At 44.0% G+C, this 13,112-nt stretch carries 10 protein-coding genes; 7 read left to right on the forward strand and 3 right to left on the reverse strand.

From position 1 onward, the window contains the following. The first annotated feature begins 134 nt into the window (after positions 1-134). The 3 genes from BS63_RS0102085 to BS63_RS0102095 all read left to right on the forward strand — a co-directional run bounded on the left by BS63_RS0102085 (position 135) and on the right by BS63_RS0102095 (position 5,051). A complete protein-coding gene (locus tag BS63_RS0102085; protein WP_028798411.1) occupies positions 135-2,816 on the forward strand; it encodes a cation-translocating P-type ATPase in 2,682 nt (893 codons plus the stop codon). Between the two features lie 198 nt (positions 2,817-3,014). Then, positions 3,015-3,581 carry a helix-turn-helix domain-containing protein gene (locus BS63_RS0102090; RefSeq protein ID WP_002961358.1) on the forward strand — a complete coding sequence of 189 codons (567 nt, stop codon included), beginning with the start codon at positions 3,015-3,017 and terminating at the stop codon, positions 3,579-3,581. A gap of 291 nt (positions 3,582-3,872) precedes the next feature. Further along, on the forward strand, positions 3,873-5,051 hold the full coding sequence (locus BS63_RS0102095) for a CPBP family intramembrane glutamic endopeptidase (protein WP_002961359.1): 1,179 nt from the start codon (positions 3,873-3,875) through the stop codon (positions 5,049-5,051). A 161-nt stretch (positions 5,052-5,212) separates the two neighbouring features. Here BS63_RS0102095 and BS63_RS0102100 read toward each other — a convergent pair whose 3' ends face one another. Further along, positions 5,213-5,866, reverse strand: a complete 654-nt coding sequence (locus tag BS63_RS0102100) for an MBL fold metallo-hydrolase (RefSeq protein WP_002961361.1) — start codon at positions 5,864-5,866, stop codon at positions 5,213-5,215. A 162-nt stretch (positions 5,867-6,028) separates the two neighbouring features. On the opposite strand from BS63_RS0102100, the gene BS63_RS0102105 reads away from it, so the two are divergent. Together BS63_RS0102105 and BS63_RS0102110 are read left to right on the forward strand one after the other, a co-directional pair. Further along, positions 6,029-7,207, forward strand: coding sequence for an ATP-grasp domain-containing protein (locus BS63_RS0102105; protein ID WP_002961363.1), 1,179 nt, complete (start codon positions 6,029-6,031; stop codon positions 7,205-7,207). Between the two features lie 586 nt (positions 7,208-7,793). Continuing rightward, a complete protein-coding gene (locus tag BS63_RS0102110; RefSeq protein WP_019778096.1) occupies positions 7,794-8,546 on the forward strand; it encodes an esterase family protein in 753 nt (250 codons plus the stop codon). A gap of 209 nt (positions 8,547-8,755) precedes the next feature. On the opposite strand, the gene BS63_RS0102120 is transcribed toward BS63_RS0102110, so the two are convergent. After that, positions 8,756-9,028, reverse strand: coding sequence for a GNAT family N-acetyltransferase (locus BS63_RS0102120; RefSeq protein WP_002961077.1), 273 nt, complete (start codon positions 9,026-9,028; stop codon positions 8,756-8,758). A 98-nt stretch (positions 9,029-9,126) separates the two neighbouring features. Continuing rightward, the gene (locus BS63_RS0102125; protein WP_002961073.1) at positions 9,127-9,957 is read right to left on the reverse strand and encodes an alpha/beta hydrolase; all 831 of its coding nucleotides are present in this window, start codon (positions 9,955-9,957) and stop codon (positions 9,127-9,129) included. 165 nt (positions 9,958-10,122) lie between these two features. Between BS63_RS0102125 and BS63_RS1000000111630 the strand changes: the two genes are divergently transcribed. After that, entirely contained in the window at positions 10,123-10,224 is a 102-nt protein-coding gene (locus tag BS63_RS1000000111630; protein ID WP_002961071.1) for a hypothetical protein, read from the forward strand. 360 nt (positions 10,225-10,584) lie between these two features. Beyond that, positions 10,585-13,056 (forward strand): bifunctional DnaQ family exonuclease/ATP-dependent helicase, encoded by a 2,472-nt coding sequence (locus BS63_RS0102135; protein WP_002961069.1) that lies wholly within the window; start codon positions 10,585-10,587, stop codon positions 13,054-13,056. Positions 13,057-13,112: the final 56 nt, after the last annotated feature.

Consider the following 13,112-nt stretch of genomic DNA (forward strand, 5'->3'; position numbering starts at 1 on the left):
TGTCGTCATTACGAAAGAAATTTCCGGCACTGACTTAAACAGCGAGACTTGTTTTTTTAGAAAACAGGTCTCTTTTTTATCGGAAAAGTCGGCCTGTCTAATATTGTTATTGAGGAATGGAGAAAGGAAAATCTATGCACAAAGAACAAGAAAGACTTCCCTATCATATTCAAACAGGGGACGAAGTTCTAAAAGAAGTTGACAGCTCTAAGGAGGGCTTGACTTCTAGTCAGGCACAAAGTCGGCTGGAAGCCTATGGAAAAAATGAGTTGGAAGAAGGCGAAAATCGAGGGCTACTTGCCAAGTTTATCGACCAATTCAAGGATTTAATGATTATCATTCTTCTGGTAGCAGCAGCCCTGTCTGTGATTACCGAAGGGATGCATGGGCTGACGGATGCCCTAATTATTTTAGCCGTCGTTATCCTCAATGCTGCCTTTGGGGTTTACCAAGAAGGACAAGCTGAAGCGGCCATTGAGGCCCTCAAGGATATGTCCAGTCCCCTGGCTCGTGTTCGTCGGGACGGCCATGTAACTGAGATTGATTCCAAGGAGTTAGTTCCAGGTGATGTCGTTCTCTTGGAAGCCGGTGATGTCGTTCCAGCGGATATGCGATTGCTGGAAGCCGCCTCTCTGAAAATCGAAGAAGCTGCCCTGACAGGGGAATCTGTGCCAGTTGAAAAGGATTTGACAGTTGACCTAGCGGAAGATGCTGGAATTGGTGACCGTCTCAATATGGCCTACCAAAATTCCAATGTGACCTACGGGCGTGGGTCTGGTGTCGTGGTCAACACAGGGATGTACACCGAAGTTGGTAAGATTGCTGGCATGCTGGCCAATGCCGATGAAACGGAAACCCCACTCAAGCAGAGCCTGACCCAACTGTCTAAGGCCCTGACCTATCTGATTGTTGCCATTGCAGCGGTGACCTTCTTAGTCGGCATTTTCGTCCGAGGTGAAGAACCCCTTAATGGACTGATGGTAGCTGTAGCCTTAGCGGTTGCGGCAATTCCGGAAGGTCTGCCAGCCATCGTTACCATTGTCTTGTCTCTGGGAACAACGACCCTAGCTAAACGCAATTCTATTGTTCGGAAGTTACCAGCGGTTGAAACCCTGGGTTCTACAGAAATTATCGCCTCAGATAAGACTGGTACCCTAACCATGAATCAGATGACCGTTGAAAAAGTTTATACCAACGGCCAATTGCAATCATCGGCAGCTGATATTGCCGCAGATAATAACACCCTGCGGATTATGAACTTTGCCAATGACACCAAGATTGACCCACAAGGCAAGTTGATTGGCGATCCAACCGAAACAGCCCTGGTGCAATTTGGTTTTGACCACAATTTTGATGTCCGTCAAGTCCTGCAAACCGAGCCTCGTGTGGCTGAGTTACCATTTGACTCGGACCGCAAGCTCATGTCCACCATCCATAAAGAAGTGGACTCTTCTTACTTTGTTGCTGTTAAGGGTGCCCCTGACCAACTGCTCAAACGGGTAACGCAAATCGAGGAAAATGGTCAGATTCGTCCTATTACAGAGGCCGATAAGCAGACCATCCTAGCAACCAATAAGGACCTGGCCAAACAGGCCCTGCGAGTGCTGATGATGGCCTACAAACGAGTAGCTAGCCTGCCAGAGATGGAATCTGAAGTTGTTGAAGCTGATTTGGTCTTCTCTGGTCTGGTCGGTATGATTGACCCCGAACGGCCAGAAGCCGCCCATGCGGTTGCGGTAGCCAAGGAAGCTGGGATTCGTCCGATTATGATTACCGGTGACCACCAAGACACAGCAGAAGCCATTGCCAAACGTTTGGGAATTATTGAAGAAGACGGTCAAGACCATGTCCTGACTGGTGCTGAGCTCAATGAGCTCTCAGATGAGGAATTCCAAAAGGTCTTCCAAAAATACTCCGTCTATGCTCGGGTATCACCTGAACACAAGGTCCGCATCGTCAAGGCTTGGCAAAATGAAGGCAAGGTCGTTGCTATGACCGGTGACGGGGTCAATGATGCCCCATCTCTCAAGACTGCTGACATCGGTATCGGTATGGGAATCACCGGAACGGAAGTTTCTAAGGGGGCCTCCGACATGGTATTGGCCGATGATAACTTCGCTACCATTATCGTGGCGGTTGAAGAAGGACGTAAAGTCTTCTCCAATATCCAAAAATCCATCCAATATCTCTTGTCTGCCAATATGGCCGAAGTCTTCACCATTTTCTTTGCCACCCTCTTTGGCTGGGGTGTTCTCCAACCTGTCCACCTCTTGTGGATTAATCTGGTAACCGATACCCTGCCAGCCATCGCCCTGGGTGTTGAGCCAGCGGAGCCTGGTGTCATGACCCACAAGCCACGTGGTCGCAAGTCCAACTTCTTTGATGGCGGTGTCTTTGAAGCCATTATTTATCAAGGCCTCTTGCAGACTGCTCTAGTAATTGGTATCTACGGCTGGGCCATCATGTCCCCAGAACATAGCAATAACCAGATGGTTCACGAAGATGCCCTGACCATGACCTTTGCTACCCTAGGCTTGATTCAACTCCTTCATGCCTTTAATGTTAAATCGGTTTATCAGTCTATCTTTAAAGTTAAACCATTTAGCAACCGAACCTTTAACTGGGCTATCCCAGTAGCCTTCCTAATCCTCATGGTGACCATTGTGGTTCCTGGCTTCAACCAGCTCTTCCATGTTTCCCACCTTGATGCAACTCAATGGTTGGCTGTCATTATTGCCAGTCTCCTCATTGTCGTCTTGGTTGAAATCGTCAAGGCCATCCAAAGAGCCCTCGGACAGGATAAAAAGGCAATCTAAAACAAAGAGCACTTCCACTCTAGGAAGTACTTATTTATTGGAAATTTCAACTATAATATCGAATTGTTTAATTTTAAAAAGCCCTTCCTAGCTAAAAAGCTAGGAGTTCAAGAGATAAAGCGACTAACATAGAAGCCTCTTGACAGTGACCTAGAAAAATGCTAATTTTAACAAACAATAGGCAGCAAAGGGGCCAAGATGGAAATAGGAAAACGTTTGAAACAAGCTAGAATCAATGCAGGTCTAACCCAAGAGGAGGTATCTAAAAAGCTTTTTATCACTAGACAGACAGTATCGCGTTGGGAACAGGAAAAAAATCTTCCCAATATCTATGTTTTGAAGGATTTGAGCCAGCTTTACAAGGTTGAAGTAGCCTATTTTTTATTAGATACTTCTCAAGTTAAAAAGCAGATTAATTTTTACGCTTTGTTCGGTGTTATTTGCTTTAATGTTTTCTTTGTTAGCTTTGCCTATCTTGTGATGTCAGTCTTTCTATTTATGTCTTGGTTTATGTCTATTTTCTTTGTCTTCCTGCCACTGATAACAGCCTTACTAGATTTGAGAACCAGTAGTCAAGTGCAACTTCAGATTATTATAGCAGGTAAAGAATTTAACCCAGGTCATCCTTATTTCAATTCAACCCTATTTGCATTAATCGGTCTTATTCTTCTACCTTTGCTCTTTTTATTAACCCGAAAAATTTGGCGTTTAACCAAACAGTACGTTCGTTATAATATAAAGAATATCTATAAGGATGTCCATTAGAACCAAAGTAGAAGTTGCTTAAAAATTTCACAGACAATTATAAAATTTCAAAATAAGCTAAGATATTTAATATCTTAGCTTATTTTTGCTTGTCAACTAAATTGACAAGTACTGTAAAGTTCCCTCTAAAATTTCTCTGATTAAAATAACAAAAGCTTTGCGAACCTTATAAAATCAATATGTAACAAAAGGCTTGCTTGGTTTTTCTTCGCTTTTTAAGTAAGCTAAGTAGGTCAAGAAAATATCTTGACTGCTCGAGTATTATTCTCATTAGAAAGAAGGCCAATGCCTATGAAAAAAATTATGAAGTGGTGGTATATCACTCAATACTTTGTTTTTATTATCATCTTTGCTTTTGCCAATATAACAGCTGGAAATATAGATATAGGAAGGCTCCTTATATCATCAGTCTTAATCCTTACCATGTTAATGGGGGCTAGTCTGACTTTGCTAGAAAAGCGATTGACAAAACTAATTCTAGTCTTTCGGTGGATAGAAGCGCTGTTTTATCTTGTAGTCTCAAGCACTATTTATAGTTTCCTAGGTCAACGTCTGCACAGTCTACCTCTTGTGTTAGTCTTGGCACTCTACACCTTAGTAACACTCTTGCCGGTAATTTATAATTTACTCTCAGTTTTTACTCCCCTAGTCAATCGACTCCTATTCAGTTATATCTGGTTCTTGTGGACTCCTCCTATGGTAGCATTAACGAGACAAAAACTAGGAAATCAGTTTCTCCAAGACCTCTTTTCTAGTGGTCTTTGGGATGCTTTGGCTTACGTCATCTTTGCCCTTTTTTTGATGAGGCAATTAGGATTTGGCTCTTGTGACTGGGGGCCTATTAAAAAATTATCGGTTTGGACAGTCAGCTTGATAGGCCTTTTTGTTCTCTATTTTTCTTTCCTCAATGCTTTCTCAATAGATCAAAATTGGCTAAAAGCTCTCTTTGTTTTTGACTTTAGTGACTTTAAACCAACACTCCCCCTTACCTTCGCTGCCTTACGAGCTGGGGTTGGAGAAGAAATCGTCTGTCGCTATATTTTTCTTCTATCATTACTTCATTTCTGGCGTAACCACAAGTATCAAGTCCCCCTAGCTATTTTTATTAGTTCAGCTCTATTTGGTCTAATTCATTTTGGCAATCTTATTAAGGGACAGGATTTAGTAGCCACTACCTCCCAAGTGATTTTTGCTACTGCAGTGGGGATAGCTTTCTCTGTTATCTATCTCTATACGGGTAAATTGTGGACGGTTATCCTTTTCCACGCGATTATTGATCTTTTAGCATTTTCCAGTAGTGGTTCTTCTACGATGGCAGCGATGTCTGTCGGTGATCTGTTAACGCCTCAAGATGTTTATCTGTTCCTATTTTCTTCGTTATTTTCTATCTGGATGTTGACAGGTCAGCGTAAACGTCTTATCTATGCGAATGTAGGACAATTATTTAACCCAAGTAATAGCAAGATTTAATACTTCTAAATTAGAGAATTTCTTTTCTATTCATATTTTGATAATGATGATACAGAAATAAGATGATAATCAATCATCTTTTAGATATCGCAACTTTTTATACATAGTCTCCCATAATGACCTATTTCTGTGAGTATGGATGCAGTGCTTATGAAGTGCGTCTATCTCCAGTCTCTATCACAAATAAAAAACGGGTTAAAGCTCTTCTCGTGGCCAATGGTGGTGTCAAAGCCGTGGCCGGGGTAGACCTGATAGTGGTTGGGCAGGGTGAAGAGTTCCTGGCGGATGGAGTCAAGGAGTTGCTGGCGATTGCCGGTTGGGAGGTCGGTTCGGCCGATAGTCTCGCAGAAAAGGGCATCGCCGGAAAAGACGACCGCCTCATCCTTGAAGATCAGTGATACGCTACCCCAGGAATGGCCTGGCGTTGGAACGACGCTGAAGGTGAAGTCAACCAAATCATAAGACTGGTAATTGCGGTAGAAGTGGTTGGCAGGTCTGGCTGTCACATCGGCCATATCGTCATGGCGGGGCAGGCCTGACAAGTTATCCACTGGGCTGGTCAACCAGCCAGCTTCTTTTTCTGAAATATAAACTGGAGCTTGTTCAAAGGCATCACGGACGGCATCCAGACTCATGATGTGGTCGTAGTGGGCGTGGGTCAGGAGGATTGCTGCGACTGGCTTGGCCAGCTCTTTTAACTTGTCTAGAATTTCTTGTGTATTGCTACCAGGATCAATGACCAAGAGGGCCTGGTCATTTTCCAAGATATAGGTGTTTTCTAGGGCGACTTGATTTTTAATACTATAAATGTTCATGGGTGATTGACCTCAATGGATAGATTTGTCCCTATTATAACGCAGGGGAAGGCAAATGTCCTTGGGAAAGTTGTAGCCGACTTTGGGAAGTTTTCAGAAAAGTCTGTCAAAACAGCTTGAAAGATGATAGAATAGGAGTAACGATAAATAGAGGAGGCTCAAATGACAAGACCCTTAAATTTTGTGATGATTTCCCCTCATTTCCCAACTAACTTTGAACCCTTTGCCCATCGCCTAAGGGCCAATGGTTTCAAGACCTTGGGAATTGCGGACACCCCTTATGATGAACTTTCAGATAGCTTGAAGGCTGCTTTGACGGAATACTACCGTGTGGATAATATGGAGGACTACGACCAGGTCTATCGGGCGGTGGCCTACTTTGCCCATAAGTATGGTCGGATTGACCGCATTGAATCCCACAATGAATACTGGTTGGAATTGGATGCTCACTTGCGGACAGATTTCAATGTCTTTGGTTATAAAAATGATGATATGTTGTCCATCAAGACCAAGCGGCAGATGAAAGAGATCTTCCGCCAAACTGGTATCAAGGTGGCCCGTGGTGAGGTCTTCCACAGCGATGATGAGGCTCGCCAATTGGCCAAGGAACTGGGCTTTCCAGTTATCATCAAGCCCAACTCAGGGGTTGGGGCTTCTGACACCTATAAGATTAAGTCTGAGGCAGAATTGGAAGACTTTTTCGGCCATCAAAGTCCAGGTGTTGAGTACATTATGGAAGAATTTATTGATGGGGACATTATCACCTTCGATGGTCTGACCGACCATGATGGCAATATTGTCTTTTATTCCGGTTTAGAATACTCGGAGGCTGTCCTAGATACCTTGGACCATGATAATGATATGTTCTACTATGTCCCAAGAGAATTCTCGCCAGAGTTGATTGAACTGGGCAAGAAATGTGTCGAGGCCTTTAATGTTAAGGAACGTTTCTTCCACTTTGAATTCTTCCGGGTTAAGAAAACTAAAGACCTGATGGCTCTTGAAATCAACTGTCGGCCACCAGGTGGCTTGACCATTGATATGTGGAACTATGCGGATGACTTTGATATCTTTGACCAGTATGCCAAAGTTGTGCGAGGTAATCACTTTACAGCGGACATTCAACACCGCTACAATGTGGTCTATATCTCGCGCAAGGCCAATCGCAATTATGCCCATTCTGTTGAGGATGTTGAGGCCCACTTTGGTGACAAGATTATCTTGACCAAGTCGGTTCCAGGTGTCTTTGCCCAAATCATGGGAGAAGTCGGCATCTTGGCTAGAACCCAAACAATGGATGAGCTCAGAGAATTAGTTGCTTACGCCCAAGAAAAGGCTTAAAAATTTAGCGACAGTCCGATAAACGAGCCGATAATGGTCGCTTGTCGGACTTAGTAAGAAGTTTAGGGAGTGGGACAAAAATCGTCATTTCGAAGAAATTGATTTACCTCACTCTTTAGTTTCAAGGTTCGGGAAGAAATAGTCTATCCCCAGACTATTTCTTTCCCACCCCCACACAGTTGACTTGGATTTCTCCAACAGCCCCCAGACTGTTGGACCTGTCCCGAAGGGAACAAGTACTTTACCGCCGTTTCACTGGCATGTGAGTGACTAAGCACTAAAGTGTCAAGTCACTCATCACCAATCAACCACTGCGTCAAACTGTTTGATGTTGAAAAAGTAACAGGGTGAAGATTTTTGTCTCACCTCGTAGGAAATAGAGACATTTTTAATGACCTATTTCCTTAACAAATTGCGACAGTCAGATAGGTGAGCCGAAAATGCTCAATTATCTGACTTAGTAAGAAGTTTAGGCAGACCACCCTAGTGGCTGCCGTAGGAAATAGAGACATTTTTAATGACCTATTTCCTTAACAAATTGGAAGGAAAAGGCAGGAGTTCCCTGGAGCACCTGCTAGTATCTATTATGCATTTTGAAAGCAGAAGTCAATGGTCGGGGGAACTCGGCCGCAAGATGTATTTTAATGTTTATGGTCATGCTGGAAAACCCATCATCGTCTTTCCCTCATCAGGCGGTAGCCAAAATGAATACGGAGACTTTGGCATGATTGAGGCTTGTCAGGATTTTATTGACCGAGGTCTGGTTAAGTTTTATACACCGGATTCGCTTGACAATGAGTCTTGGCTCTGTGAGAGCAAATCACCCCATGATATGGCCTTGGCCCACGAGGCCTATGACCGCTATATCGTCAATGAGTTGGTGCCCCTGATTCGTTATGAGTCCAACTGGCAGGGACCAATGATGGCGACTGGATGCTCTATGGGAGCCTTTCATGCCATCAACTTTGCTCTCCGCCATCCAGATCTCTTCGATATTGCAGTAGCCCAGTCAGGCGTCTATGATGCCCGCTTCTTTACGGGAGAATACTATGGTGACCCTGCTGTCTACTACAACTCACCGATTGATTATCTCTGGAATCAAGAAGACCCTTGGTTCTTGGATCGCTACCGGCAAAATGCTTATATTGTGTCGGTTGGGCAAGGGGACTGGGAAGGCCCTCATATCGCGGATACCATGCGGTTAGAAGAAGCCTTCTCTCACAAATCTATTCCAGGTTGGTTTGACTACTGGGGCAATGACGTTGCCCATGACTGGCCCTGGTGGCGGCAACAAATGCCCTATTTCCTTGGGAAACTTGAAGAAGATGGAAGGATTTAAGCACCTTACTCAATAAAAAGGCTATTTATCAACTCTGGTGAAAAAAAAGCTCTATTCGCGAGAAGACCTATTTGGTCTTCTCCTTTATGATGTCCAAATTATGAAAAATTTTGTTTTTAATATAGTTAACATTAGGAAAAGCAAGAACAGACTGCTTGATATCTATAATGAGGTCATTAGCAATCTCGTCCTTACCGTAAATCGTCATTTTATACTAAAACACCCCAATCATAGGCTTTTTGTCGCTCACTTGGTCTGATGGAATAGCCGATGTGTCCCGTGACATTAAGCAGCCGCTCTTGGTTGAGCTTATGACGAATGTTGCAGATGCCCACCATGTTTTGGTCTGACTGACGAATGCAGAGATAGGTTGAAGACGGAGTCTGCTCTTTCTGCCAAGTATCATAGGATGAAGCCTTCTGAACATGCTCCAGCCATTCGATTAAATTATCTATTTCTTGTAAACCTGCCCCGCCATACATGTGCTCACGAGAAAACTCAGACTTGTAGGCTAGAATTTCTTTTTCAAATGCCAGATTTAGTGTGACGAGTTGTAGCTCTTACATAAAGGCTTCGCTCCTCATTCTTTCAAGGTAAATTCCAAGAATTCTAAGAAATGGTCGGCCCAATACTTTTCGTGATGGATTTCATTCGCCATAACCCGCAATTCAATCTTGTCCATGGGACTGCCCGACTTGAGCAAAGATTGGTAGTAGTGGAGGCTGCAATCAATGTAGGCCTGATTCATATTGGGAGCAAAGGCCTCATCAACTTCGTCTCCTTCCTTGGTCCCTACTTGAATATAAACGTTTGTCTCCTTGTCTAAGGGATGACTGTCGCAATAACGCAGAAAATCGCGTTCGCTGAACCAGGAAGCTAGGGAGAAGACCCCTAGGCCTCCGAAGGTCTCTGGATAGGCAGCTCCCATATAGGCAGTGATGATACCTCCCATTGAAGAACCGGCCAGTAGGGTATGCTCCCGGTCAGGCTTGGTCCGATAAGTCTTGTCAATGAAGGGTTTGACTGTATTGATAACCCATTCGCCGTAGGCCATACCATCACCGCCCACACTAGCTGTTTCAGGAGTGGTACCAACATCGGTCATCCAAGGTGCGTACTCATTGAGACGGTTCCCTTCGGCATTATCAATTCCAACGATAATAACCTTGGGTAATTCCTTGTGCTTCTTGATGGTCGGGATAATCTTCCAAGAATAACCAGAAAAGGATTCCTTACTATAGAAGATGTTTTGTCCGTCATGCATGTAGAGAACGGGGTAGCTAGCCCAGTCCTCTTTGTTGTAGTCCTTAGGCAGGAGAACCCGAATCCGCCTTTCCTCATCATAGTAAGGAAGGTGCAGATAGTGTTCTTCCATCTCCAGATAATAATTGTTGAGCTTGGTCCGTCTCATAGCTTTCCCCCATCTAGTATTTGCCCATATTATAGCATAGAAAGCAAGGAAACTAAATAGAATTAGAATAACCAGAAAATCATTCTTTTGATGGTTCTGTAAGACTTTTCTTGTTGATAACAATAAAAGGCTATAATAGTGCCATCAAAATTTGGAGGTCATTTTATGACAAAAGTTTCCATTGTTAGGGGTGCCAGTCGGGGAATTAGTTTTGCTATTGCTAAACGGTTGTACAAGGATGGATTTAAGATTGGAATCCATGACTAGGATGAAGAAACGGTTAAGGAGGCGGTTGGGAAATTATCACCTGAACTGACCTTTGTTGTTACCGATGTCAACAAGACCAAGTAGAAGCAACTGTTGGAAAAGTTATCGAACATTTTGAGGATTTAACTGTTTTTTTGAATAATGCTGGCCTTGACCCGAATTTGAACTCGAATTACATTACTGGTCAAACGATTGTCGTTGATGGTGGTGTGCAATTTTACTGCTACTTAGGCGTGTTAAATGAGCTGGAAAATTTGGTCTTATCTTTAGAGTTGGAACTTACTTTTCCAGCTTTTTTGTATTCTTCTGTGATTCAGCCCTTATCCACTTTCAACCTATTCATGCTATAATAGAAGCACTATGACTGACAAGAAACTTGGACGAAAGTATGCCGTTGTTGACTTAGAAGCGACCAGTGCTTCGACAGCGGCTCAGATTATTCAGGTTGGGATTGTCATCGTTGACCAGGGTCAAATCGTCCAGACCTACCAAACCGATGTCAACCCTCATGAAGCTTTGAGCAAACATATTATTGACCTGACAGGTATTACCGATCGGCAGCTGGCAAAGGCCCCTGATTTTTCTCAGGTTGCCGGTGACATTTTTGCCCTGATTAAGGACTGCATTTTTGTGGCCCACAATGTTAAATTTGATGCCAATCTCTTGGCAGAACAGCTCTTTTTAGAGGGCTATGAGCTAAAGACCCCGCGGGTAGATACGGTGGAGCTCTCCCAGGTTTTCTTTCCAACTCTGGAGCGCTACCGCCTGTCGGATTTGGCCTGGCATCTGCAACTGGATTTGAAGCGTGCCCACACAGCCATAGCAGATGCTTATGCGACGGCCAAATTATTGATTAGTCTGCAAGAAAAAATTGCTAGCCTCCCTCGTTTGACAGTTGAGCGTATTTTGGACTTTGCCGACTACCTCCTCTATGAATCCCGTCTCCTAGTTGAAGAGGTTTATCAGACCATGTCACTCAACAGCTCGGATGACTTTGTAGAAGTACAAAATATCCTTGTAAGGAAGGAAGTTTCCCTGCTTGAGGAGCGCCGGCTATCGGCTGATTTTGCAACCAATCTGGCCCTCCTAGACCTAGACAAGAGACCCCAGCAGGAGGACTTTGCGGCTGAATTAGCCAAGTACTATGACCAGCCCACGCCTCTCTTTATCCAAGCACAGACTGGTCTGGGCAAGACTTATGCCTATCTCTTGACCTTGCTCAGTAAGGTTAAGGATGAAAAAATTATTGTCACGGTGCCCACCAAGGTCCTCCAGGACCAAATTATGGAGCAAGAGGGTAAAAAACTGGCCCAGGTTTTCCATATTAATCTCCACAGTCTCAAGAGCCCCAGAAACTATATTAAACTAGACACCTTCGCAGCCAGCCTAGCTAAGGAGGACAGCAACCGCTTGGTCAATCGCTACAAGATGCAACTTTTGGTCTGGTTAACGCAAACGCAAACCGGTGACCTAGATGAAATCAAGCAGAAGCAGCGCTTTGAAACCTACTTTGACCAAATTCGCCATGACGGAGAACTCAGTAAAAAGTCTCCTTTTTGGGATTGTGATTTTTGGAATCGGTCTTATGAGCGGGCCAAGCGGTCTCGTCTGATTATCACCAACCACGCCTATTTTCTGACTCGAGTTGAGGATGATAAGGACTTCGTTAAGGACCAGGTTTTGATTGTTGATGAGGCGCAGAAACTCTTCTTGAATTTAGAACAGTTTTCCCGCCGCCAGGTCAATTTGACAAAAGTGATGAAAGAAATTCATGCTGGCCTAGAAAATCCAGAAAGCCACTTGCAGGGTAGAATTTTGGAGAGTCTGCAATTTGAATTATCCAATCTAGTCCAGGGCTATTACAAGAATCATCAGGCCAACCTTTCCAAGCAATCGGTCAAGCAGATTAGTCAAGACTTGGCTGAGCTGGATAACCCTGAATTTAGAGAGCTAAAGGATGCTTTTGCACCGGTATTCTCTGACTTCTGGCTTAGCCAAGATTGGGCAGCAGAGCACCGGATAACTAAGTTAAATAGTGCTCGGATGGACTTTATGAATTTTCGTGATTTCCTACCTCAGACCCAAAAGACTTATTTTATCTCTGCTACCCTAGAAATTAGTGCTCGGATTTCCTTACCAGACTTGCTAGGTTTTGAGGCTTATGACTATTTGCGGTTAGCCCGAGAGTCTCATAGTGGCCAAAAAATCTGGCTGGATAGCTCCATGCCAAGTATTCCTGACTTGTCTGCCCAGAATTACGCCCAGGAGATTGTAGCGAGATTACTGGATTTAGCCCAACTCAAGAAACCTATCTTGGTTCTTTTCAACGCCAAGAAGCCCATGTTTGACGTCTCTGAAAAATTAGATGAGACAGGGCTAGCCCACCTTTGTCAGCATAAGAATGGCCCGGCAGCCAATGTCAAACGGCGTTTCGACAAGGGAGAGGCTAACATTCTTCTGGGAACGGGCTCCTTCTGGGAAGGGGTGGATTTCGCCAGTCAGGATGGCCTGATTGAAGTCATTACCCGTCTACCCTTTGATAATCCAGAGGATCCCTTCATTAAGAAGGTCAATCGGCAACTGACTGCTTCAGGCAAACATCCTTTTTATGACTACAGCCTCCCTTTAACTATTTTGCGGCTCAAACAAGCTATCGGTCGCAGCAAACGTAGAGAAGATCAGATGTCAGCTGTCCTAATCCTGGACAAGCGGGTCTTGACGAAAGGGTATGGTCATCAGATATACCAGTCCCTAGCCCAAGAGTTCCCTCTAGCAGAAGGGAAATTTGCAAGAATATTGGCGGAAGTGGCTCAATTTTTCAAAAATATTTGATATAATAACGACAGTCAGATTAGAGAGCCGATAACGCTCGAAAATCTGACTTAGTA

It is taken from the genome of Streptococcus sobrinus DSM 20742 = ATCC 33478 (assembly GCF_000686605.1).
Lineage (GTDB): Bacteria > Bacillota > Bacilli > Lactobacillales > Streptococcaceae > Streptococcus > Streptococcus sobrinus.